This window comes from Streptomyces sp. NBC_00354 (genome assembly GCF_036106915.1).
Classification (GTDB): domain Bacteria; phylum Actinomycetota; class Actinomycetes; order Streptomycetales; family Streptomycetaceae; genus Streptomyces.
Genome location: NZ_CP107983.1, coordinates 7,468,823 through 7,490,854 on the forward strand (window position 1 = coordinate 7,468,823; position 22,032 = coordinate 7,490,854).

Annotated in this window: 20 protein-coding genes; 10 read left to right on the forward strand and 10 right to left on the reverse strand. The window is 74.0% G+C overall.

All coding sequences use genetic code 11. The annotated features are described in order from the left end of the window. The first annotated feature begins 13 nt into the window (after positions 1-13). Complete coding sequence (locus tag OHT74_RS34270) at positions 14-1,012, forward strand: BtrH N-terminal domain-containing protein (protein ID WP_328622342.1); 999 nt, start codon at positions 14-16, stop codon at positions 1,010-1,012. 47 nt (positions 1,013-1,059) lie between these two features. Here OHT74_RS34270 and OHT74_RS34275 read toward each other — a convergent pair whose 3' ends face one another. The 3 genes from OHT74_RS34275 to OHT74_RS34285 all read right to left on the reverse strand — a co-directional run bounded on the left by OHT74_RS34275 (position 1,060) and on the right by OHT74_RS34285 (position 2,931). Continuing rightward, positions 1,060-1,263 (reverse strand): ferredoxin, encoded by a 204-nt coding sequence (locus tag OHT74_RS34275; protein ID WP_328622343.1) that lies wholly within the window; start codon positions 1,261-1,263, stop codon positions 1,060-1,062. Between the two features lie 5 nt (positions 1,264-1,268). Next, entirely contained in the window at positions 1,269-2,456 is a 1,188-nt protein-coding gene (locus OHT74_RS34280) for a cytochrome P450 (protein ID WP_328622344.1), read from the reverse strand. Between the two features lie 136 nt (positions 2,457-2,592). Then, entirely contained in the window at positions 2,593-2,931 is a 339-nt protein-coding gene (locus OHT74_RS34285) for a thioredoxin family protein (protein WP_328622345.1), read from the reverse strand. Between OHT74_RS34285 and OHT74_RS42215 the strand changes: the two genes are divergently transcribed. Further along, positions 2,930-3,175, forward strand: a complete 246-nt coding sequence (locus OHT74_RS42215) for a hypothetical protein (RefSeq protein ID WP_443047618.1) — start codon at positions 2,930-2,932, stop codon at positions 3,173-3,175. The two genes, OHT74_RS34285 and OHT74_RS42215, sit on opposite strands and share 2 nt — an antisense overlap. Positions 3,176-3,252: 77 nt before the next feature. Further along, entirely contained in the window at positions 3,253-3,522 is a 270-nt protein-coding gene (locus tag OHT74_RS34295; RefSeq protein ID WP_266670046.1) for a hypothetical protein, read from the forward strand. Positions 3,523-3,550: 28 nt separating this feature from the next. On the opposite strand, the gene OHT74_RS34300 is transcribed toward OHT74_RS34295, so the two are convergent. Next, positions 3,551-3,928, reverse strand: coding sequence for a DoxX family protein (locus OHT74_RS34300; protein ID WP_328622346.1), 378 nt, complete (start codon positions 3,926-3,928; stop codon positions 3,551-3,553). Between the two features lie 174 nt (positions 3,929-4,102). Between OHT74_RS34300 and OHT74_RS34305 the strand changes: the two genes are divergently transcribed. Beyond that, positions 4,103-4,462: a YciI family protein gene (locus tag OHT74_RS34305; RefSeq protein WP_328622347.1), complete on the forward strand. Its 360-nt coding sequence runs from the start codon at positions 4,103-4,105 to the stop codon at positions 4,460-4,462. Between the two features lie 84 nt (positions 4,463-4,546). Next, on the forward strand, positions 4,547-5,767 hold the full coding sequence (locus OHT74_RS34310) for an RNA polymerase sigma factor (RefSeq protein WP_328623451.1): 1,221 nt from the start codon (positions 4,547-4,549) through the stop codon (positions 5,765-5,767). Between the two features lie 19 nt (positions 5,768-5,786). On the opposite strand, the gene OHT74_RS34315 is transcribed toward OHT74_RS34310, so the two are convergent. The 4 genes from OHT74_RS34315 to OHT74_RS34330 form a co-directional block, all read right to left on the reverse strand. Next, on the reverse strand, positions 5,787-7,301 hold the full coding sequence (locus OHT74_RS34315; RefSeq protein WP_328622348.1) for a condensation domain-containing protein: 1,515 nt from the start codon (positions 7,299-7,301) through the stop codon (positions 5,787-5,789). A gap of 93 nt (positions 7,302-7,394) precedes the next feature. Next, positions 7,395-8,360 (reverse strand): ABC transporter ATP-binding protein, encoded by a 966-nt coding sequence (locus OHT74_RS34320; protein ID WP_266670052.1) that lies wholly within the window; start codon positions 8,358-8,360, stop codon positions 7,395-7,397. Further along, a complete protein-coding gene (locus OHT74_RS34325) occupies positions 8,357-11,152 on the reverse strand; it encodes a hypothetical protein (RefSeq protein WP_328622349.1) in 2,796 nt (931 codons plus the stop codon). The genes OHT74_RS34320 and OHT74_RS34325 overlap by 4 nt, the downstream gene beginning before the upstream one ends. Further along, positions 11,149-14,427: an ABC transporter permease gene (locus OHT74_RS34330; protein ID WP_328622350.1), complete on the reverse strand. Its 3,279-nt coding sequence runs from the start codon at positions 14,425-14,427 to the stop codon at positions 11,149-11,151. Before OHT74_RS34330 ends, OHT74_RS34325 begins: the two co-directional genes overlap by 4 nt. 180 nt (positions 14,428-14,607) lie before the next feature. Between OHT74_RS34330 and OHT74_RS34335 the strand changes: the two genes are divergently transcribed. Next, positions 14,608-15,318, forward strand: a complete 711-nt coding sequence (locus tag OHT74_RS34335) for an ABC transporter ATP-binding protein (RefSeq protein ID WP_328622351.1) — start codon at positions 14,608-14,610, stop codon at positions 15,316-15,318. Between the two features lie 99 nt (positions 15,319-15,417). On the opposite strand, the gene OHT74_RS34340 is transcribed toward OHT74_RS34335, so the two are convergent. Then, on the reverse strand, positions 15,418-17,022 hold the full coding sequence (locus tag OHT74_RS34340) for a hypothetical protein (RefSeq protein WP_328622352.1): 1,605 nt from the start codon (positions 17,020-17,022) through the stop codon (positions 15,418-15,420). Positions 17,023-17,170: 148 nt separating this feature from the next. Here OHT74_RS34340 and OHT74_RS34345 point away from each other — a divergent pair, with 148 nt between their 5' ends. Continuing rightward, the gene (locus OHT74_RS34345; protein ID WP_266670061.1) at positions 17,171-18,037 is read left to right on the forward strand and encodes an NAD-dependent epimerase/dehydratase family protein; all 867 of its coding nucleotides are present in this window, start codon (positions 17,171-17,173) and stop codon (positions 18,035-18,037) included. Between the two features lie 4 nt (positions 18,038-18,041). Here the strand turns inward: OHT74_RS34345 and OHT74_RS34350 are convergent, their stop codons facing one another. After that, positions 18,042-18,788 (reverse strand): GntR family transcriptional regulator, encoded by a 747-nt coding sequence (locus OHT74_RS34350; RefSeq protein ID WP_266670063.1) that lies wholly within the window; start codon positions 18,786-18,788, stop codon positions 18,042-18,044. 243 nt (positions 18,789-19,031) lie between these two features. On the opposite strand from OHT74_RS34350, the gene OHT74_RS34355 reads away from it, so the two are divergent. Genes OHT74_RS34355 through OHT74_RS34365 form a run of 3 tightly spaced genes read left to right on the forward strand, consistent with a single transcriptional unit; the run spans position 19,032 to position 22,032 of the window. Beyond that, positions 19,032-20,192, forward strand: coding sequence for an ABC transporter substrate-binding protein (locus OHT74_RS34355; protein ID WP_443047619.1), 1,161 nt, complete (start codon positions 19,032-19,034; stop codon positions 20,190-20,192). Continuing rightward, positions 20,192-21,100, forward strand: a complete 909-nt coding sequence (locus OHT74_RS34360) for an ABC transporter permease (RefSeq protein WP_266670065.1) — start codon at positions 20,192-20,194, stop codon at positions 21,098-21,100. The genes OHT74_RS34355 and OHT74_RS34360 overlap by 1 nt, the downstream gene beginning before the upstream one ends. Continuing rightward, the gene (locus OHT74_RS34365; RefSeq protein ID WP_328622353.1) at positions 21,088-22,032 is read left to right on the forward strand and encodes an ABC transporter permease; all 945 of its coding nucleotides are present in this window, start codon (positions 21,088-21,090) and stop codon (positions 22,030-22,032) included. Before OHT74_RS34360 ends, OHT74_RS34365 begins: the two co-directional genes overlap by 13 nt.

A 22,032-nucleotide genomic window follows, 5' to 3' on the forward strand; every position in this document is an offset into this window, starting at 1 on the left:
CTACGCTGACCACATGACCCCCCTCGTCCATTCGGACTTCGGCACCGGCCGCCACCGCGAGGCCTCGCTCATCCGCCACGCCCTCGGGAGCGTGCACGACGAGGTGCTGGTCGCGGGCCTCGCGGGCGGGATCGGCTTCATGTACTTCGTCTTCGAGTACGCGGGCCACCCGCCGATGCCGACGATCGTCGCGCAGGCCCACCCCCAGCCCTGGGTGCAGACGGCTCTGGGCCGGCTGCACGTCCCGTACGAGGCCACGCGCAGCGCCAGACCCCGCTGGGGGCGGGTGTGCGCCGCCCTCGACGACGGGCGTCCGGTGTTCTGCACGGTCGACCGGTCCCGGCTGCCGTGGCACGAGGGCGTTCCGGAGATGGCCGGCGCGGATCCGTACACCGTGGTCGTGGTGGGCTACGAGGGCGCCGAGGGCGAGACCCTGTACGTCGAGGACGGGGCCGATGTCCCGTACCGGATCGGCCGGGAGGAATTCGGTGCCGCCTGGACGGGGCACCGCAAGGGCCACCACCAGATGGTGGTGCCCACCGGGCCGGCCACCGCCGAACCGGACCTCGACGAGGCCGTCGCCACCACCGCCGCCCGGCTCACCGGGCCGGTGCTCGGCAACCAGTTCGACGTCAACTTCGGCTTCTCCGGCATGGCGAAGTTCGCCGCGCAGCTGCGGGACACCAGCACGAAGACGGGCTGGGAGCGGCGGTTCGGCAGCCCGGAGGCGTTCCGGGTGGGCACCGGGCGGCTGTACGCCTGCCTGGAGGAGGAGTGGACCGCCCCCGGCGCCACCCGGCCGCTGTACGCCGACTTCCTCGACCTCGCCGGGCGGCCGGAGGCGGCCTCGCTCCTGCGGGACTCCGCCCGGCACTGGTCCGAGCTGGCGGCCCTGGCCCGTACGGCCGACCCGGACTCCGACGTCGGCGGGCGGCGGGCCCTGTTCGACGCGTGCGCCGACCTGGTGGACCGCTCGCTGGACCTGGAGCGCCGGGCCGTCGGCCTGCTCTGAGCCGTACGGGCCCCCGCGAAGGGGTTGCTCCGCTTCGCCTGCGCCGGCTACTCCTCCTGGATCCGGATGGCGGCGACCGGGCAGGCGCGGGCGGCCTCGCGGAGCAGCGGGCTGCCGTTGCCGTCCTCCCGGCCCGGGAGCAACTGGCTGAAGCCGTCGTCGTCCTGGGTGAACACGTCCGGCGCGGTCAGGGCGCACTGCCCGGCGCCGATGTAGACGGCCGTGTCGATGTCGATGCGCTGTGGCGACATGCCTCTCACCATGCCACGGGGAGTTCGACCATGCCCTGGATGGTGTCGCCGGGCCGGAACGGGATCCGGTCCGGTTCGGCCGCCAGCCGGAGCCCCGGCAGCCGGGCGAACAGCGTCCCCAGGGCGATCTCCATCTCGGCGCGGGCCAGGTTCTGCCCGAGGCACTGGTGGACCCCGAAGCCGAACCCGACGTGGTGCCGGGCGGGCCGGTGCCAGTCCAGCGCGTCGGGCTCCTCGAACACCGCCGGGTCCCGGTTGATGACGGAGGTGGAGAAGATCACCCCGTCGTCGGCGCGGACCGTCACCCCGCCGATCGCGATGTCGTCCGTCGCCACCCGCAGCATCCCGTCCGCGATGGACAGGAAGCGCATCAGCTCCTCCACGGCCACCGAGATCAGCGAGGGGTCGGCGCGCAGCTCGGTCAGCTGCTCCGGGTGCCGCAGCAGGGTGAACGTACCGAGCGAGATCATGTTCGCCGTGGTCTCGTGGCCCGCGATCAGCAGGATCGCGGCCAGCGAGACCAGCTCGTCGATGTCGGTCTCACCGGTCTCCAGGCGCCGCTCGACGAGCTCGTCCAGCAGCCCGTCGCCCCGGTGCGTCCGCTTGCGCTCGATCAGATCGGCCAGGTACCCGTTGATCCGGGCCCGCGCGTCCTCGACGTCGGCGGGCTCCGGTCCGCGCAGCAGCCGCCGGGACTGCGCCTCGAAGAACTCGTGGTCCTCGTACGGGACTCCGAGCAGGGCGCAGATCACCATCGACGGCACGGGCAGGGCGAAGGCGCTGACCAGCTCGGCCTCCGGCCCCCTGGCGATCATGTCGTCGATCAGCCGGTCCACGGTCTGCCGGATCGCGGGCCGCAGGGCCGCCGTCCGCTTCAGGGTGAAGCTCGGGATGAGCATCCGGCGCTGGGTGTTGTGCACGGGGTCGTCGACGCCGAGCAGGGCCGTGCGGCGGTTCTGCAGGCCCTTGAACCGCTTCGTGGGGGCGGGGAAGGCCTCGTTCTGCCGGTCGGCCGAGAGCCGTCCGTCGGAGAGCAGGGCGCGCGCCTCGGCGTGCCCGGTGACCACCCAGACCGAGCGGCCGTCGAAGAGGGTGACCCGGGAGAGCGGCCGGCCCTCGCGGAGGGGTCGGTAGGCGGCCGGCGGGTGGTAGGGGCAGGTTCGGTCCTGAGGGAAGGCAACGGTCTCTGACATGCAGCACCTCGTAAGCATGGTTCCGTGTGTCCGTCTCACCGGAACCCATTACATGCCCTAGGCACCTATCTGACCTATGCCAGTTTCGGCCAGATAGCCCACTTTGGCCCGCCCGGCCGGGTGGCCGCCGAGCCGCTCAGAGGTGGGTGTCCAGGAACTCCCGGAGCTCCGCGCGGCTCATCGCGCCGGCCCGGCTCGCCACGGCCTCGCCGTCCTTGACGATGACGACGGTGGGCGCGCCGGTCACGCCGAACCGCCTGGTCGGCTCGGGGCAGCGGGTCATGTCGGTGCGGACGGCAGTCAGCCGCGTGCCGTACTCCTCGGCCGCCTCGGCCACGAGTGCGTCCATCGCCCGGCAGCCCTCCAGGGCCTTGGGCCAGGTCCCGATGAAGTAGGCGAGAACCGGCCCCCCGGCCATGCCGAGGATGAAGTCGAACTCCTGGTTCTCCAGCGGCTGGTGTACCCGACGTGTCATGGATGGTGCTCCTGCTTCGTGTGCCGAGTGGCCGTGGGCGGTCGGCCCCATCATCGCCGCCGGCTCCGCCGACCCCGAAATCCCGTCCGCAATGGGTGTTTCCGCCAAGGGCCCCGTCCGGCAGCGGCCGGCCCGGGGCGACGCGCTCGCGCGCTGCATCGAGCACGAGGTGTCCGCCCTGTTCGCCGTGCCGGGCGGGGCCGCGCCGGGGGAGTGCGTCGGGCAGGGCCTGCTCGAAGGCTGAAGCCGGAGGTCCCTCGGGCGGGCCGGCTCCCGCCGCCCCCGGGCTCGTTGTCAGTGGCGCCTGTGAAGCTGGGCGGTATGGACGACAGGATGCTCCGGCGCCGGGTCTACGGCGCCGACCACGACGACCCCGACCCCGGCCCACGCCCCGGCCATGTCTACGGCGAACTCGTGGGCGGCCCCCTCGACGGGCTCCTCCTGGACATCACGGGCTGGAGTGCGCCCCAACTTGCCGAGGAGGCCCGGCTCCCCACCGAGATAGGGCGCTACGGGGCCGGCGGCCGCGCCCACTACCGCCGCCGCGCGGCCGACCCGGACCACTGGGACTGGTCGGGCGACAGCCGGTGACCCGGGCAGTGACCCCGGTGGCGGGGCGTCAGCCGGCAGCGCCGCGGCTCACGTTCCGGGCCCACAGGACCAGCGGGAGCTGAAGCGGCAGCCGGGCGATCGTCACGGCCTGCACGGCGGCGGGGGAGCGGCGGCGGGCATCGACGGCCATCTTCACGTTCGCGGGGAACACCCCGACGAAGAACGCCGCCGCGGCCAGCGCCGCGACCCGGCGGGTCCGCGGATGGGCGACACCGGCGGCGAGCACCAGCTCGGCCGCGCCGCTCGCGTACGTCCACTGCCGCGGGGTGCCGGGCAGAGAGCTCGGGATGGTCGCGTCGAACTGCTTCGGCGCGATCGCATGCGCCACGCTCGCGGTCGCCAGCAGGCCGGCGAGCAGGACAGGGGAAGAAGGGGTGCGCGGCATCGGAAGGTCCTCTCGGAGGGGCCGGAGCCCGCGATCCTACTCGCGGGTAGGGCTTTTCGGCCTGGAAGATTTCTTTTGAAGAAATCTCCGGGGAGTTGTCGATCCGGGCGTCTCCCGTTCGACGCAGGAGTGAGAGGCGGGGAAAGCCCCCGCCCGTCCGACCGAGGAGTCACCGTGCCGCGCTTCCTTTCCATGATCCGTATCGACGAGCAGGCCCTTCCCGCCGACACCGAGTTCCCGCCCGAGTTCGGGCAGCGGATGGGCGCGCTGATGGAGGAGATCACCAAGGCCGGGGTGATGCTGGACACCGCCGGGCTGCTCCCGACCTCCGAGGGGACCCGGGTGACGTGGTCCGGCGGCAAGCTGAGCTACACCGACGGGCCCTTCACCGAGACCAAGGAGGCCGTCGGCGGCTACGCCATCCTCCAGGCCAAGGACAAGGCCGAGGCGCTGGAGTGGACCAAGCGGTTCCTCGAGATCCACCCGGTGGAGTGGACGGTCGGCGCCGAGCTGCGCCAGATCGACGAGGGCTGACCGCACGCGGCTGCGCCTCGCGCCGCGCCGCGCCGCGTTTGCCCTGCCCCGTCACGGCTGCTCTGATGGGTGGCCGTGACGGCAGTGAGTGCGACCCAGGCGGTCGAAGCGGTGTTCCGGATCGAGTCGGCGCGGATCATCGCCGGTGTCGCGCGCATCGTGCGCGACCTCGGCATCGCCGAGGAGATCGCCCAGGACGCACTGGTCGCCGCCCTGGAACAGTGGCCGGAGTCGGGTGTCCCGGACAAGCCGGGCGCCTGGCTCACGGCCACCGCCAAACACCGCGCGATCGACCTCGTCCGCCGCAAGGAGACGTACGCCCGCAAGCTCGCCGAGGTCGGCCGGACCCTGGAGGACGTGCCGCCGCCCGCCGAGCCGGCGGCCCCGGACGACATCGACGACGACCTGCTGCGGCTGATCTTCACCGCCTGCCACCCCGTCCTGGCCACCGAGGCCCGCATCGCGCTCACCCTGCGCCTGATGGGCGGACTGACCACCCAGGAGATCGCCCGCGCCTTCCTGGCCTCGGAGCCGGCCGTCGCCCAGCGCATCGTCCGGGCGAAACGGGCGCTCGCCAAGGCGGACGTGCCCTTCGAGGTCCCGTACGGAGCCGATCGCGAGGAGCGGCTCGCCTCGGTCCTCGAGGTCATCTACCTGATCTTCAACGAGGGGTATTCGGCGACGGCCGGCGACGACCTCGTCCGCCCCGCCCTGTGCGAGGACGCCCTGCGCCTGGCCCGCGTGCTGGCCGCCCTGATGCCCAGGGAGCCCGAGGTGCACGGGCTGGCGGCCCTGCTGGAGTTCCAGGCCTCCCGGATCTCCGCACGCACCGGCCCCGACGGCGAGCCCGTGCTGCTCGCTGACCAGAACCGGTCCAAGTGGAACCGGATGCTGATCCGCCGCGGCGCCCTGGCGATGCAGCACGCGGGGAGCGGTCCGTACTCCGTCCAGGCCGCGATCGCCGGCTGCCATGCGGAGGCGGTCCGCTACGAGGACACGGACTGGGCGACGATCGCCACCCTCTACGGACGGCTCGTCGAGCTGGTCCCGTCACCGGTCGTGGAACTCAACCGGGCGGTCGCCGTCTCGATGGCCGAGGGCCCGGAAGCGGCGCTCCCGCTGGTCGACGCCCTGGCCGAGGAACCGGCCCTGCGCGCCTACCACCTGCTGCCGAGCGTACGGGGCGACCTGCTGGAGCGGCTGGGCCGCCGGGAGGAGGCCCGGGCGGAGTTCGAACGCGCCGCCTCGCTCACGCGCAACGCACGGGAACAGTCGCTGCTGCGGGGGCGTGCCGCCCGCGCATGAACACGGGCGGCCGGCGTCGTCAGGAGCGGCGGGCGTACGGGGCCGTGTCGAGCGGGGTGCCGACGGCGCGGCGCGGCGAGGTCAGCGCGACCGGCCGGCGCAGCGCCCCGTGCCGGGCGATCTCCCGGACCGTCTGACGCAGCGCCTCCTGGAAGTCCTCCATGGTGCGGCGTGCGGCGGCGGTGTCCACGTAGAGCGAGTTCATGTGCAGGCCGTCCGTGTCCCGCTGGAACCAGGAGCAGGCGCCGTTGGCGCGCGCCGACCACACGTGCGAGGTCGGGCGCCAGTCCTCGTGCCGCTCGGCGCCGGGACACTTGCGGACGTCGATGTACGAGAAGAAGTTCACCGGGTACGGCCAGGAGCGGGCGGCGAACTCGGTGGGCGCCAGCAGCTGCCAGGCCCGGACGAACGGCACGTCGATGTGCTTCATCATCTCGCCGAACCCGGCCCGGACCGCCGCGATGACCTGGGCGAAGTCCCGGCCGGGCGAGGCATCGAACTCGATGGGGAGGGTGTTGACGAACCAGCCCACCGAGTTCGCCCAGCCGCCCCGGCCGCGCTCGCTGAGCGGCATGAAGCCCCGGTACACGCCCGGCCCGCCGGCCTCGCGCAGACAGACCGCGACTGCGGCGAGGACCCCCATGAACGGCTTGCCGTCGACGGCCCGGCAGGCCTTCTCGAACACCTCGGCCTCGGCGGCGTCCAGCAGCGTCGAGGCCTCGTTGACGATCGGGTACATCCGGTCCGGCTCCACGCCGAGTTCGAGCGGGAACCGGGGGAAGAACTCGCCGCCGCCGCGCGCGATGAACGACTTCCAGTAGCCGAGGCGTTCGTCGTCGGCGTCGATGGAGAGGTAGCGGCGCCGCTGCTCCTCGGCGAAGTCGAGGTAACTCGGCGCGGGCGGCAGATCGGCGTCCTCGCCGCGAAGCAGCGCCTCGTACGCGTTCTGCACCTCCTGGACGACGATCGGCATCGACAGGCCGTCGCAGACGATGTGGTCGAAGGCCAGGTAGACGGTCGCGGAGTCCTCGCGCAGGACGGCGCCCATGGTGAACAGCGGCCAGGAGAGGGTGTCGATGCTGCGCGTGAACCGCTCGGCGAGGAAGCCGCGCAGGGCCTCGGAGGAATCGAAGGCGCCCACGGGCGTGGTGTCGAGGGCGAGTTCGCCGGCGTCGATGGGCTCGCACGCCAACTCGCCCGCGAGGCGCCGGAACTCGCACCGCAGCACCTCGTGCCGGCGTACGAGGGCCAGCAGGGCCCGGGTCAGGGCCTGCTCGTCGAGCGCCCCCGCGACCTCGAAGGTGACCGCGACCCAGGACGCCACGGGATCGTCGGCGCCACGGCTCTCCTCGGCGACGGTGAAGTGCTTGTCCTGGTTGAACGAAGCCCTCCTGCCCGCCGCATCGCTCGCTGCACCGCCCGGCGCATCGCCCGTGCCGTCGGTGTCCGCCGCCGCCCCGGCCGTGGACCGCAACCGCCACTCGACGACCCGTCCGGGTGCCATGTGGTGCATCTCCAGAGGAAACTGCCGCATACCGTCATCCCTTCGCCCCCAGAGTCAACCCCGAGCCCCTAACGACACCCGCCCCACGGAAGTGACGCCCGGGTCAGGGCAGCCGATCCCGGCTCAGGCCGGGTCCTCCGCGGAGTCGGGGCGGATCTCGATGTGGTCCGGGGCCAGGTCGACCGCCACGCGGTGTTCCATGCCCAGGGCCTCCAGGAACTTGTACGGGAGCTGCACGCGGCCGGTCCGGTCCAGCATCACGTACTCGCGCTCGCTCACCGACTCCGCGCCGTGCTCGTCCGTGACCGTGCGGCGCAGCACCTCGCTGCTGGTGCGGCCGTCGCGGATGGCGACCGTACGGCGGACCTCGCCCGCGACGAGCGGGTCGTGCGTCACGATGACGACCGTGGCGCCGAGCTCCCGGTTCACGGTGCGGAACGCCTCGAAGATCGCGGCGCCGGTCTCGGAGTCGAGCTCGCCGGTGGGCTCGTCCGCGAGGAGGACCGGCGGGTTGTTGGCCATCGCGACGGCGACGGCCACGCGCTGCTGCTCGCCGCCGGACAGCTGGGCGGGGCGGCGGTCGGCGAGGTGGCCGATCCCGAGGGCTTCGAGGAGGTCCGCGACCCGGGCGGCATGGCGTTTCGCCGCGCCACGCCCCGCACCGCTCTTCAACTGGAGTGGCACCGCGATGTTCTGAGCAGCCGTCAGGAACGGCAGGAGGTTGCGGGCGGTCTGCTGCCAGACGAAGCCCACCGCCTCGCGGCGGTAGCGCAGGGTGTCCTTCGCGGACATCTCGAGCAGGTTGTAGCCGCCGACGGTCGCGGTGCCCGCAGTGGGCACGTCCAGACCCGCCAGGATGTTGAGCAGGGTGGACTTGCCGCTGCCGGAGGCACCCACGAGGGCCACCAGGTCCCCCTGGGCGACGGTCAGTTCCAGCCCCTGCAGAGCCTGCACCTCGATGCCGTCGCTGCTGAAGATCCGGACCAGGCGGTCGCAGGCGATGGCCGTGTCCGCCCCGATGCTCCGGGGCTCGGCGGCGGCCAGGGCCTGCCGGCGCAGCTCTTCGTAGGTCGGCTGGTCGCTGTTCAACGCTGGTCTCCCGCTCTCAACTCGGTGGTGATCTGGCGCCGCCCGGTCACGGCCGCCTCGGCGAGCACGGCCGCCGCGACCAGGCCGGCCAGGATCAGGGCCTGTGTCAGCACCGGCCGCACGGCCGGCCGTACGCCGGTGTGCGCACGCGAGCCGACCAGCGCGGACAGGTCCACGGCCGGACCCAGCAGGGCCACGGCGGCCGCCGCGACCAGGGCGCCGCCCAGTGCGGCGGCCAAGGCCTGGGGCAGTGCCTCCGTCAGGATCAACGCCACGCCCTGCCGGGGACGCAGACCCATGGTGCGCAACCGTGCGAGCAGCGCGGCCCGTTCCGGCGCGGCCCGGACCATGGTGAGCAGGACGGCCAGCAGGGCGAGGCCCCCCGCGCCGGCCACCGACGCCCAGAACAGCCGGGCCGCCGAGCGCCCCAGCGGGTCGCGCGCCAGCCGGGCCTTCTCGTCGGCGCTGGTGTGCACGGCCCAGCCATCGAAGGTGGGGCTCCGGGGCGCGGCGCGGACCAGCTCGTCCAGCGCGGCCTTGTCGGGGGAGCCGAGGGCGAACCACCGGGTCGGGTGGGCCGTCTGGGCGATCGCCGCCGTGGCCGGGCCGGCCGGCAGGACGAGGAAGGAGCCGCCGACGCCCGGCAGGGCGGGCGTGCCCTCGACCACTCCCGCCTCCTTCACCGGCACCGCCCCGGCGTTGTCGAGGCGCAGCTCGTGCGGGCCGGAGCCGGCCAGCCGGGCGAGGTCGCGGCTGAACAGGGCGGGTACGGGAGCTCCGGCACCGCCGACCGCCAGCCGGGCCGGGTCGAACCCGCCCGACCCCACGGCCCGGGCCAGCTGCGCGTACGCCACCGGGTCGGCGACGACCACCCGCACCTTGGTGGAACCCTGCTCGGTGCCGGAGACGAACGCGTCGTCGTCCGTCCACACCGGTACGGACAGCCGTACCCCGGGCAGTGCGGCGGCGGCCTCGAGGAGGGATTCCGGCAGGATCTCCCCGTAGGGCGCGGTGACCTGCGCGTCGCCGCCCACGTTCACCCGCGCCGTCTCGGTCCTGGCACTGTCCACGGTGGCGAGGACGGCGGCCCCGAAGCCTCCCGTGGTGATCGCGAGCAGCAGGGCGACCACCGGCAGTACGGAGGGGCGTCGCCGGCCGCCGGTGCCGCGGCCGGCCCGGGCCAGCCCGAGGAAGCCGATGAGTCCGGACCGCCGTCCGGCGAGCCAGGCCAGCGCTCCGACGAGGGCGGGTACGAGCCGTGCCAGCACCAGGCCGCCGCACAGGGCGAGCAGCAGCGGGGCGGCGACCAGCAGCGGGTCCACGCCCTCCCCGGCCGGGGCGACCCCGCGCAGCCGGACCTCGAACACGGCGGCGGCGGTCGCGACGAGGACGAGCAGCTCGCCGGCCAGCCGGCGCCGGGGGCGCGGGCCGCGCCGCCCGGACAGCACCACGGCGGCCCGTACGGGGAAGGCGAGCAGCGCGAACAGCGCGGCGGCCGACGCGGCGAGCAGGGTGGCCGTCCACCGCGGGGTCGGCAGCAGCAGTACGGCCAGCGCGGTCGCGAGCGCGGCGGCCGGCAGGACGGTGACCGCGCCCTCGCCGAGCAGGCGGAGCAGGATGCCGCGGCGGGACCCGCCGCGGGCGTGCAGCAGCCGCAGCTCGGTCTCGCGCCGGTCCCCGGTGAGCGCGCCGGCCAGGCAGAACACCACGACGGCCACCCCGGCGACCCCTGCCGGGCCGATCGCGGCCAGCGGCGCGGCAGCCGCCTCCCGGGCCCGGGCCTGGGTGAACAGCTCCGGCAGCCCGGAACTGATCCGCAGCCCGGGCCGGCCCGTGGCCTGCGCCAGGTCGGTGGCGGTCTGCCCGGCCGCATACGCCGCGATCCGGTGCCCGACGGTGGCCAGTTGATCGGCCCGGAGCACGTCCGTGTCCACCGGGAGCCGCCAGAACTCCTCGGCTTTCCCGCCCCACGTGCCGAGCCGGCCGAGGGCGTCCGGCCCGACGAGGGCGGCGGCCTCCCAGTACATCTCCGGCAGGGCAGCGCGGGTGTACCGCTGACAGGCGTGCGTAGGGCAGGGCAGATCGGTCCAGAAGACGTCCGCCTCGTCGTGCGCGGCGTAGAGGCCGACGACTTCGGCGCTCATGGCGTCCGAGGTGCCGGAGGAGCCCTGCAGCACCGTGCCGACCTTGGCACCGAGGGTCTGCGCAGTCTGTTGCGGCAGCGCGACGGGGACCGGGCCGTCGGGCGTCCCGCCGCCCGGCCAGCGCCCCTCCACCAGGCGTACGTGCTCCTCGGCCCCGTGCACGTGCATCAGGTGGAGAATCGGCGAAACTTTCTCGGGGCGGGCCAGTTCGGGATTGTCGAGGGAGCGCGGCTTGACGCCCCGGGCGCCGTACACCGGCCCGCTCGGCGCGATGCCGTATCCGGGGCCGGTCCGGGCGAGCAGGGCGGCCAGCGCCGTGTCCAGGCCCTCCGGGCTCTGCGGCCCGTCCTGCGCGGGGGAGGTGACCAGCACGCTCGTCGCGCTCGCGCCGCGGTCGTGCAGGAAGGAGCGCAGCCCCTGATCGGCGCCGCGGTCCATGGCGCGCGGCAGGGCGGCCGACAGCAGCACGGTGACGAAGGCCAGCGCGGCGGCGAGCAGGGCGGTCAGCGGCGCCGCACTCAGCCGGGTACGCACCCAGGGTGCCGGGCGGATGCCGGACCCGGGCGGGGTGCCGGGCCGGGCACCGGGCGCGGTGCCGGGCGGGGACTCGGGCGCCGTGCCGGCGTCCGGCGTGGCCGGGCTGGTCATATCTCCTCCACGTACCGCAGCCGGGCGGCCACATTACGGTCACGCCGGCCGCCGGCCAGAGCCGACAGCAGCGGCAGCACGGCGATCGCGACGGCCAGCAGCAGCGTCCGGCCGTCCGGCAGATCCACCATCACAGGCGGCAGCGGGCGGCGGCCGGCCGGTGTCAGCACCATCAGCGGTACGACCAGGTGCACGATCGCGGCGCCCAGCCCCACACCCACGGCACTGCCGAGGCCTACCAGGAGCAGACTCTCGGCGGCAGTCGTGCGGGCCAGGCTCCGCCGGGGCGCACCGAGGGCCGACAGCACGGTGAACTCCCGGGTCCGCTCCCGTGCGGCTGCCGCGGACGAGGCCGCGAAGCCGATCGCGGCCAGGACCGCACACGCGACGGCGAGGGCGGCCAGCGCGCTCTGCGGGCCCGCGCTCAGCGGATCGTCGAGCAGTTCGGCTGCCACCTCCTCGCGCAGCTGCACCTTCTGCAGGCCGGCGCCGGAGCGCAGTTCGGCGGCAGCTTGTGCAGGGCGCAGATCGTCGGCGGAGGCCGCCGGCAGCCACCATTCGGTGGGCGGTGGGAGCGCGCGCCCGTTCTCCGCGGCGAACATCCGGCCCAGGGCGGACAGATCGACGGCCAGCGCGGTGTCTCCGGCCACGGGCAGCGAGCTCACGGCCGCGGTCACCCGGACCCGCAGGGCCGAGACGCCGAACCGGACGGGGATCGTATCGCCCACCTTCGCTCCCACGGCGTCGAGGTAGCCGGGCGTGGCGATGCCGGGGAGCTCGCGGGAGGCCGGCGGCATGGCGGCGGGAGTCAGCATGATGCCGGCGTCTCCCAGGGCGTCGGCCCCGCCGCGGTAGCTCATCCGCAGCAGCTCCGAGCCGTCGGTCGCGCCCGGCAACTGCGCGGCGGCGGCTCCGTCCTTGAGGGTCGGCGCCGACAGCTTCCAGCCGGACGTCGCGGACGGGGGGAGGGGGACGGCTGCGCCGCTCGCCGTGTCGGAGGCGGAGATCCGGCGGACGGCCAGCTCTCCGGCGGACACCCGGAACTCCCCGGGTTCCGGCATCAGGGCGGAGTATCCGACCGCCATGCCGACGAGGCTCAGCGGCGCGGCGGCCGACCCGACGGGGGCATCGGTCAGGGCGCCCAGATGCGCGGAGAGGGTGGCCTCGCCGTCGGCGGGGATCGCCATCATCGGTGTCCGGAAGGTGAGGCCGAACCGGTCGCGCAGCAGCAGCGAGATGCCGGGGTTGCTGCCTTGCTGCCCGCGCAGCGTCACGTCCACGTCGATCCGTACGGGTGTGCCGGGCAGTACGACACCGTCGGCAGCGGGTGTGCCCGCGTCGGCGGCGAGCGGGGTGAACAGTTGCGCCATCGGGCGCCCGTCCCGCAGATCGGCCCGCAGCGGCACCCGTTCCGCCACGGCCCCGGCGTCCAGTGCGAGCAACTCCGCGGGAGTCCCGCCCACCAGTTCCTGCTGCTCGCGGATCACCGGGATCACCCGCTCGCCGCCGGGCAGCGCCGCGTACCGGCCGCCCTGGCCCATGGCCGACAGATCGGCCCCGGATATCCGCAGCCCGCCCGCGGTGGCGAACTCGGCCTGGTCGCGCTGGGAGGCGGACCACGCGCTCTGCTGGCCGAGGGCCAGGACCCCGCTGGAGACGGCGAGGACGAGGAGCAGCACCGGCCCGGTGGCGCGACCGGGCCGCCGGGCGAGCTGCCAGCCGACCAGCGCCGGGCCGAGGCCGCGTCCGCGGGCCGCCAGCCGCCCGCCCAGCCGGGCGGCGGCGAACGGCAGCAGCCGCAGCACCAGCAGGGTGCCGGCGCACAGCGCGAGGCTCGGCGCGGCGACCAGCACCGGGTCGATGCCCAGAGCGCCGGAGGCGCCGGAGCCCCCGGGCCGGCCCGACCCGTGCCCGGCGTCGTTGTACCGGGACAGCTGCTGGTACGCGAGGACGGCCAGCACCACCAGCGCGAGGTCCGCCCCGGAACGGGTGGCGCGCGCGGTGAGCACCTGCCGGCCGCGCGCACGGCGCAGGGCCGCGGCCGCCGCGCCGCGCAGTACGGCCGGCAGCGCGGTCAGCAGGACACAGGCGAGGGCGCAGCCCGCCGCGACCGGCCACAGCAGCCAGGTCCCGGAGCTGTCCAGCGGCACCCGGGACAGCGGGCCGAAACCGGCGAGCAGCCGCAGCAGCGGAGGGGTGAGCAGAGGTGCCAGGACGGCGGCCGGCAGCGCGAGCAGCAGGCCTTCCGCCGCGGTGAGGGCTCCGAGGCGGCGCCGGGAGGCCCCGCGAGCGGCGAGCAGCAGGCGCTCGGTCTCCTGCCGGCCCGTCAGGAGGTGGGAGACGAGCAGCAGTGCGGCCGTGGCCAGGACGGTGAGCTGCAGTGCGCCGACCAGCAGCGTGGACCGGGCGACGAGCAGCCCGGACTCCAGTTCGCCGAGCAGCTCCGGCAGTTCGGTCCTGGCGTGGAGCCCCGAAGCGCCGGCGAGGGCGTCCGCCGCGCCGTCGGCGCGGGCCCGGAGCGCCCTGGTCTCGGCGACGCGGACGGTGGCGAAGTCGGCGGTGAGGAGGGAGTCGCGGCTGTTCTGGACGAGCCCGCCGGCGCCGAAGACGGTGTCGTCCACGAGCAGCGGCCCGTACGTGGTGAAACTGCCGACCTGGAACTCCCGGCCGCCGAGCGGGTCGAGCCGCCAGTACGCGGCGTCGGGGTCGGCCGCGCGGTACACGCCCGTGACCACCACGGTGAGCGGGGCGCCGCCGTACCGGTCGTCGAGGCGCACCTCGGCGGGGAGCGCGCTCGGCGCCAGCCCGAGCCGGGTCAGGGCCGCCTGCGGGACGGCCGCCTGCACCCGGCCCCCCGGCGCCGCGGCCGGCTCGGGCCACTGCCCGGAGACCAGGCGGACGCGGTCCCGGGCGAGGGCCGCGAGCAGGGTCAGGTCGGCGTCCCGGCCGGGGGTGCGTACGCCGGGCAGCCCGTACGAGCGGCTGCGCGCCACGCTCTCGACGGTGACCGGCAGTCTGCCGAACACCTCGTCGGAGAAGGCCCGTACGGCCTCGTCGTCCTTGCTGCGCGCGGCCGCCGGATGCTCGCCGGCGACCAGGACGGTGGTCCGGGTCTGGCCCGGTGCCTGGAGCGCCCGGCGCAGCCCGGCCTCGCCCACGCTTTGGTTGAACGCGAGCAGTGCGGTCAGCACGGTCGTGGTGATCAGTACGGTCAGCAGTACGGCGGCGGCGAGCGGCAGTCGCCCCCGGAGCCGGCGCACGACGAAGCCGAGCATGTGCCGTTTTCCTCCCCCATCCGGACCGTTGGCACCGGATAGCGGACGATGCTGTCAGATTCGAATGCAGAGCGGAAGGGACCGGAAGGGACTTGCGCGAACGATGTGACGGATGAGCAAATTCGAAAGGGCGGGATGTCAGACGGTGTCCGCCGGGCCGATTCCAGGGGGATCCAGACCATGACGCAGCATCAGAACAGCACGTCAGCACCCATGGTGGCGGTGCAGGACCTCCGCCGGAGCTTCGGCAGCGGCGCGCGGGCCGTCCACGCGCTGCGCGGGGTGTCGTTCGAGATTCGCCGCGGCGAACTCACCGCGCTCAAGGGCCGGTCCGGCTCCGGCAAGACCACCGTGCTCAATCTGGTCGGCGGCCTCGACAGCCCGACCGGCGGCACGGTCACGCTCGACGGCACCGATCTCGCCGGGCTGGACGAGGCCGCACTGCTCGCCCTGCGCCGCGACCGGATCGGCTTCGTCTTCCAGTCCTTCGGGCTGATCCCCGTACTGACCGCCCTCGAGAACGTCGGCATCCCGATGCGGATGCGCAAAGTACCGGCGCAGCAGCGCGAGGAGCGCGCCCGTACCCTGCTGGCCCTGGTGGGCCTGGCCGACCACATGGACCAGCGCCCCGGCGAGCTCTCCGGCGGCCAGCAGCAACGGGTCGCCGTCGCCCGCGCCCTGGCCAACGAGCCCGCGCTGATCATCGCGGACGAGCCGACCGGCCAGCTCGACTCCGAGACCGGCCGCTCGATCATGCAGCTGCTGCGCGCGGTGGTGCGCAGCGAGGGCGTCACCGTCCTGGTCGCCACCCACGACCAGAACCTGATCGAACTCGCCGACCGGGTGGTGGAGTTGCGCGACGGCCGGATCGTCGACGGCCTGGTCGCCTGAGCGGCGGGGCCGAGCCCGCTCCGGGGCGCGCCCCCGTCACCCTCGAGGCGGGCGCCCCAGTCAAGGCCCTGACGGGCGGCGGTCTGACTCCACGTCCCGTCACCCCCGCCGGTCTTTGAGCAGATCCCCGAGCAGGTCCGTCATCACGTCGACCGGAAGGGAAGGGTTGGCGGCCGCCGCCCGTGCCACCTCGGGATCGGCGTCGGTGAGCAGGCCGGTGAGGACCTCCGCGGGCAGGGCCGGGTGACCGGCGGCGCGCGGCCGGGCCTTCTCGTCGGCGAGACAGGGCAGGAGCGCCTCGGCCGTCGCGTGCAGGTGGCCGGCGATCTCGCGGAAGACCCGCCGCACCGGCGGATCGTGCCGGGCCAGGTCCACCAGCAGGGCCGGCGGGGCGTCCGGGTTGGCCGCCACCCGCGCGAGGACCCGTACGCCGTGCAGCCCGGCCATGGCGCGCAGCTGCGCCTCGGACAGACCCGGATGCGGGGCTACGGCCTTGACCACCGCCGCATCAGGATCGGCGGCCAGGGCGTCGCGCAATTCCGGTGCCAGATCATGCCGTTGGGCCACGAGCATCCGTACGCGGGCATCAGCCGAAGCGGCCGGACCGGCGAGCTCGGCGGGCGCGGCGTCGGCGATCCGCGGCAACAGGGTCGGCCCGATCCTGGTCGCCCGGGCCAGCTGCGCGAGGACGTCGAGCGGCACCCGCTGGTGCCGGGCGAGGCTGTGGGCGACCTCGTCCCCACCGGTTCCGCCCTTCCCGCAGCGGGCGGCCAGGGCGCGGATCAGGGGCTCGCCGATCGCGGGGTTCCCGGCCACCTCGGACCGGACCCCCGGGATCGGGTCCGCGGCGAGCCGTGCGTACAACTCCTGCGGCAGGTCGGTCCGTTCGGCCAGCGCCCAGCGGATCAGCATGGACGGATGGCAGGCGAGGGATGCCGCGGCGGCCGTCGGCGTGGCGGGATTCCGCGCGGCCTGCTGCCGGATCTCGTGCACGGTGGAATCGTGCCCGCCCGCGCACGCCGCGCCGCCGCGCAGGTCGCAGTCCGTCCGGGGGCAGTGCGGATCGTGCGTGAAGGGGATCTCCTCGCGGTCGCAGACCAGGCAGGAGCGGGCCGGAGCGAGCCCCTCGCCGGTGATCAACGCGGCCAGCGCAGCGGGCGGCGTCGCCTCGTTGGAAGCGGCGTCCCTGCGCACCTCGGCATGCGGATGCGCCGCGAGGCGTGCGGCGATGGACGGCTCGGTCGTGCAGAAGGCCAGCTCGGCGACCACCTCGACATCCGGATCGGCAGCCAGCGTCTCCAGTACGTCGAGCGGCAGACCGGGCCGGGAGGCCAGCCGCCGGCGGATCTGCCGGTCCGGATGGGCCGCCAGCAGGCGGGCCCAGCCGGGCGGTCCGGCGCCCTCGGCCAGCAGGGCGAGGGCCACCGACGGCCGGACCACCGGGTCCACACCGGCGGCGTCCAGCAGGCCCGCGTGGGCGAGGCGGAGCGCGGCGTCTTCGTCGCCCGCGGCGAGCGTGGCCACCCGGGCGGGCCCGAGGTCCGTGCGCTCGCTCAGGGCCCGGGCGAGGTCGGCATCGTCCTCGTCCGGGCCCTTGTCCACGTCCGAGGCCGTACGCGCGAGCAGCCCGGCGATCAGCCGGTCGAGCAGCTCGGCCGGCAGCGCCGGGTTGGCAGCGAGACCGGCCAGCAGGTGCCCGCTCACCGTTCCACCGCCGCCTCGGCCAGGAGCTGCCCCGGCTCCGTCAGGGTGACCCCGCGGGTGCTGCGCACCGCCATCATCAGTTTTCCTTCATACCTGTTCAGCAGGTGATCGGTTCTGCTGGGGACGATACAGCGGCACAGTCGAAGCCATGCAGAAGATTCTCGTGATCGGCGGAAGCCGGTACTTCGGAAAGCACCTCGTCACCCTGCTGCGCGATGCGGGCGACGAGGTCACCGTCCTCAACCGCGGCTCCGCCGCTGCGCCGCCCGGCGTGCGCCGTCTCGTCGCCGACCGCGACGACGCGGCGCAGCTGCTCGCCGCCCTGGGCGCGCGCACCTTCGACACCGTCGTCGACCAGGTCTGCTACACGCCGCTTCAGGCCGCCGTCGCCCGCCGGGTCTTCGCGGGCCGGACCGCACGGTACGTGATGACCTCCACGATGGAGGTGTACGACCCCGCGCCGCCCAACCTCGAGGCCCGCGCCTACGCCGAGGGCAAGCGGCAGGCCGAGGCCGTCCTCCAGGGTGCACCGGAGACCGTCGGCACCGAGGGCGTCGGTCCCGCGCCCTTCGGCTTCGCCGCCGTACGGACCGCGCACGTCCTCGGCGGCGGCCGGGAGGAGTTCACCGGGCGCCTTGCCCATTACGTCGGGCGGATCGCCGCCGGAACCCCGGTGGACGTCCACGCAGCCCCGTACGCCACCTCCTTCATCCACCACCGGGAGATCGCCCGCTTCCTGCAGTGGGCGGCCGGGCAGTCCTTCACCGGGGTGGTCGACGCCGCCTCCCACGGAGCGCTCGACGTCCTCGGGCTGTGCGAGCTGGTCGCCGACCGGGTCGGGAGGCCCGCCCGCCACCGGGTCGTCGAACAGGGCGCCCCCGCCTCGCCGTTCTCCTTCGACCGCTCCTACGCCCTGGACAACAGCCGGGCCGCCGGCCTGGGTTTCGGCTTCGGCCGGGTCGCGGACTGGCTGCCGGGGGCGATCACCGAGGAGCTCGCCGAGGCGGCCCGCTGACCCCTCACCCGTCGCCCGTACGGCGCTCCAACGGAGTGGCTACCGCTGAGTTGCTCACACTGAACGTGACGCTTCCCGCGCGGTAGCGGTCGTCCGTCCACTCGATCGGGCGGCCGGTGGCGGTGGCGGAAACATGCCGTTGGCGCAGCAGCGGGCTCCCGCGCCGGATCTCCAGAAGCCGGGCGTCCTCGCTGCCGGCCGGAAGGGCGTCGATGAGGTGCTCGCCGTAATGGGCGACGATCCCGGAGTCGTTCGCGAGGCCGTCCATCACCGAGCGGACGTCGTCCGGCATCGCCTCGACCGCGGCCGCGACCCAGTCGGCGTACGCGGTCCGCTCCACCATGGTGGGCTCCCCGTCGAGGAGCCGCAGCCGCACCACGTACAGGATGACGGTGCCCGGCGCGAGCGCGAGCCGCTCCGCCTCCTCGGCGGTGGCCGGCCGGCGGATCCGGGAGAGGAAGCGGCTGGTGACCTCTTGGCCGAGCCCCTCGGCCCACTGGGCGAAGCTGTTCAGTTCGCCGAAGCTGTGCCGGCGCTCGTGGCGCAGAACGATCCTCCGGGCGCCCTGCCGGGAACCGATCAGCCCTTCCGCGGCGAGCGTGGCCACCGCCTGCCGGACGGTCCCGCGCGAGGCGGACCAGCGCGCGGCCAGATCGCTCTCCGAGGGCAGCTGGGCGCCCACCGCGTACTCACCGGACAGGATCGCCGTACGCAGTGCCTCGGCGATCTCCAGATACCGGACCGTACCCATTCCGCGCCGCCCCCTTGCTGTCGAATCTGCCGACGACCGTAACCCGAAGTGCCCGCCGGCCTAGGCCTCGAAGATCATTACACCCCTCCTGTCACGTCTTCTTTCGGTCATTCTCGTCTCTTCGTCGAGCCGTGCCCCGCGGTCCAGGCTCCGTTCATCGTCCGTACAGGGAAGCCGGGCGAACTGGAGCCAACTTGTTCAGACAAGTAGACCCCCGTCAGGAACCCGTCTCCGGGAGAGACCGTGCTCAGTTCCTCCGCCCGCCGTGGTGCAGCCGTACTGCTCAGCGCCGCCGTCCTCACCACGCTCAGCGCGTGTGGCGCCGCTCCCGACCAGGCCGCCGGTGCTGCCGACGGCAAGTCCAAGGTCCAGCCGGGCGCCGCCGCCTCGCTCGCCGACCTCGGCGGCATGGACGCCCTCCTCGCGGCCGCCCAGAAGGAAGGCCAGCTCAACGTCATCGCGCTGCCGCCGGACTGGGCGAACTACGGCGAGATCATCAAGGCCTTCGAGGCCAAGTACAAGGTCAAGGTCAACAGCGAGAACCCGGACGCCTCCAGCTCCGACGAGATCGCCGCCGTGAAGTCCCGCAAGGGCCAGAAGCGCGCCCCCGACGTCATGGACCTCGGCATCGCCTTCGCGCGCAGCGGCGCCGGCGAGAACCTGTTCGCCCCGTACAAGGTCACCGCCTGGGACAAGATCCCGGCCGGCCAGAAGGACGCCGACGGCCGCTGGTACAACGACTACGGCGGCTACATCTCCATCGGCTGCGACGCGGCCAAGATCCCGAACTGCCCGACGACCTTCGCGGACCTGCTGAAGCCCGAGTACAAGGGCAAGGTCGCCCTCAACGGCAACCCGACCAAGTCCGGTTCGGCCTTCGGCGGCGTCTACGCGGCCGCCCTCGCCAACAAGGGCTCCTTCGCGGACATCCAGCCCGGCATCGACTTCTTCGGCCAGCTGCGCAAGAGCGGGAACCTCATCCCCGTCGAGTCCACCCCGGCCACCGTCGAGAAGGGCGAGACGCCCATCTCCATCGACTGGGACTACCTGAACGCCGGCTACGCCGAGCAGTTCAAGGGCAAGGGCGTCGACTGGAAGGTCGCCGTACCCACCGACGGCGTCTATGCCCAGTACTACTCGCAGGCCATCAACAAGGAGGCCCCCAACCCGGCGGCCGCCCGCCTGTGGATGGAGTTCCTGTACAGCGCCGAGGGCCAGAACCTGTGGCTGAAGGGCCACGCCCGCCCGGTCCTGCTCCCGGTCATGACCCAGGACGGCACCGTCGACAAGGACGCCGCAGCCAAGCTCCCGCAGATCCAGGGCACCCCGGCCTTCCCCGCCTCCGCGGAGCTGGACAAGGCCAAGGCCACCCTCGCCGAGAAGTGGGACAAGGCCCTCTCCTGATGTCCCCCTCCACCCCAGCCTCCCACTCGGAGGGCACCGCCGGCGGCAGCACCAGCCGCCGCCGGCGGCGCGGCCCGCGCACCTGGCTCGCCGCCCTCCCGCTCCTCGTCTTCACCGGGCTCTGCTTCGGCGTCCCGCTCGGCGCCATCGCCTTCGGCGCGGTCACCCGGACCGACCCGTCGAGCGGCGCCACCCGGCTGACCGGCGAGCACCTCGCGCGCTCGCTCCAGGGCCCCTACCTCGGCTCGCTCATCGGCAGCGTGCAGCTCTCCGCGCTTACCGCACTGATCGGCGGCGTGCTCGGGGTCCTGATCGCGCAAGGCCTGGTCACCTCCCGCTCCCAGGCCCTGCGCAGTGCCGCGCTGACCGCCTCCGGCGTCCTCGCCAACTTCGGCGGCGTGCCGCTCGCGTTCGCGTTCATCGCCACCGTCGGCATCTCCGGAGTCGTCACCCAGCTCGCCGACCTCACGAGCCTCGGCTGGAGCCTGTACTCCTTCACCGGCCTCGCCGTGGTCTACCTGTACTTCCTCATCCCGCTCATGGTGCTCGTGATCGCCCCCGCGCTGGACGGGCTGCGCCCGCAGTGGCGCGAAGCCGCCCAGAACAACGGGGCCACCGGATGGCAGTTCTGGCGCCACGTCGGACTGCCCGTCCTGGCGCCCTCGCTGCTCGGCGGGTTCGTGCTGCTCTTCGGCACCGCGTTCGCCGCGCACGCCACGGCCGCGGCCCTCGTCGGCGGCTCCGTACCGCTGGTCACGCTGAAGATCGCCGACGCGCTGTCCGGCAACGTACTGACCGGACAGGAGAACGTGGCGCTCGCCCTCGGCCTCGACATGATCCTGATCGCCGGCCTCGTCATGGCGGTCTACCTGCCCCTCCAGCGACGGAGCGCCCGATGGCTGCGATGACCCCGACGCCCGCACCGACCGCCCCGGACACCGGGGCGGCGCCCGCCGGCTCCACGGCGCAGGCCCCGGCCTCCCGGCCGCGCCGCCGCCCCCGTCCCCGGGTCTGGCGCGGAGCCGTACTCCTGCCGGCGGGCGCGTACTTCCTCGTCCCCCTCATCGCCTCCTTCGTCTTCACCGTGCACGTGCCCGGCCAGGGCATCAGCTTCGAGGCGTACACCCAGCTGCTCTCCGCCGACGGGTTCACCGAGAGCATGCTGCTCTCGCTCGGGCTGGCCGCCGCCACCATCGCGCTGTCGCTGCTCCTCGCCGTGCCCGCGCTGGTCGCCGTACGGCTCGGCTCGCCGCGGCTGCGCCCGGTCGTGGAGGTGATGTGCATGCTGCCGCTGGTGGTCCCGCCGATCGCGCTGGTCACCGGTATCACCACCGTGCTGCGCTGGGGCCCCGAGCGCCTGTCGCGGACGCCGTTCTACCAGACCTTCCTGGCCGTGCAGAACGAGCAGTTCCCCGTCGTCCTGGTCCTCGCGTACACCGTGCTGGCGCTGCCCTTCGTCTACCGTTCGCTCGACGCGGGACTGCGCGCCATCGACGTGCCGACGCTCGTCGAGGCCGCCCGCAGCTGCGGGGCGAGCTGGCCGTACGTGGTCCTGCGCGTGCTGCTGCCCAACCTGCGGTCCTCCCTCGCCGGAGCCGCCTTCCTCACGCTGGCCCTGGTCCTCGGCGAGTTCACCATCGCCTCCCTGCTGGGCTTCCGGCCCTTCGCCGTGTGGATCGTCACGATCTCCGGAGCCCACGCCCGGATGTCGGTCGCCGTCTCCATCCTCAGCCTGCTCATCACGTGGCTGCTGCTGCTCGTCCTCTCGCGGGCCGGGACCAACCCCGCCACGGTGTCCTCCGCCCCCAGCACGTCCCCCACCTCCCGCAAGGAGTCCTGA

Bases quoted from the DNA above. Each gene is read 5' to 3' on its own strand.
- OHT74_RS34280 (WP_328622344.1), bottom strand. From the start codon at position 2,456: ATGTCAGAGACCGTTGCCTTCCCTCAGGACCGAACCTGCCCCTACCAC.
- OHT74_RS34285 (WP_328622345.1), bottom strand. From the start codon at position 2,931: ATGACACGTCGGGTACACCAGCCGCTGGAGAACCAGGAGTTCGACTTC.
- OHT74_RS34345 (WP_266670061.1), top strand. From the start codon at position 17,171: ATGCAGAAGATTCTCGTGATCGGCGGAAGCCGGTACTTCGGAAAGCAC.
- OHT74_RS34350 (WP_266670063.1), bottom strand. From the start codon at position 18,788: ATGGGTACGGTCCGGTATCTGGAGATCGCCGAGGCACTGCGTACGGCG.
- OHT74_RS42215 (WP_443047618.1), top strand. From the start codon at position 2,930: ATGGATGGTGCTCCTGCTTCGTGTGCCGAGTGGCCGTGGGCGGTCGGC.
- OHT74_RS34270 (WP_328622342.1), top strand. From the start codon at position 14: ATGACCCCCCTCGTCCATTCGGACTTCGGCACCGGCCGCCACCGCGAG.
- OHT74_RS34325 (WP_328622349.1), bottom strand. From the start codon at position 11,152: ATGACCAGCCCGGCCACGCCGGACGCCGGCACGGCGCCCGAGTCCCCG.
- OHT74_RS34295 (WP_266670046.1), top strand. From the start codon at position 3,253: ATGGACGACAGGATGCTCCGGCGCCGGGTCTACGGCGCCGACCACGAC.
- OHT74_RS34275 (WP_328622343.1), bottom strand. From the start codon at position 1,263: ATGTCGCCACAGCGCATCGACATCGACACGGCCGTCTACATCGGCGCC.
- OHT74_RS34300 (WP_328622346.1), bottom strand. From the start codon at position 3,928: ATGCCGCGCACCCCTTCTTCCCCTGTCCTGCTCGCCGGCCTGCTGGCG.
- OHT74_RS34315 (WP_328622348.1), bottom strand. From the start codon at position 7,301: ATGCGGCAGTTTCCTCTGGAGATGCACCACATGGCACCCGGACGGGTC.
- OHT74_RS34330 (WP_328622350.1), bottom strand. From the start codon at position 14,427: ATGCTCGGCTTCGTCGTGCGCCGGCTCCGGGGGCGACTGCCGCTCGCC.
- OHT74_RS34360 (WP_266670065.1), top strand. From the start codon at position 20,192: ATGTCCCCCTCCACCCCAGCCTCCCACTCGGAGGGCACCGCCGGCGGC.
- OHT74_RS34335 (WP_328622351.1), top strand. From the start codon at position 14,608: ATGACGCAGCATCAGAACAGCACGTCAGCACCCATGGTGGCGGTGCAG.
- OHT74_RS34365 (WP_328622353.1), top strand. From the start codon at position 21,088: ATGGCTGCGATGACCCCGACGCCCGCACCGACCGCCCCGGACACCGGG.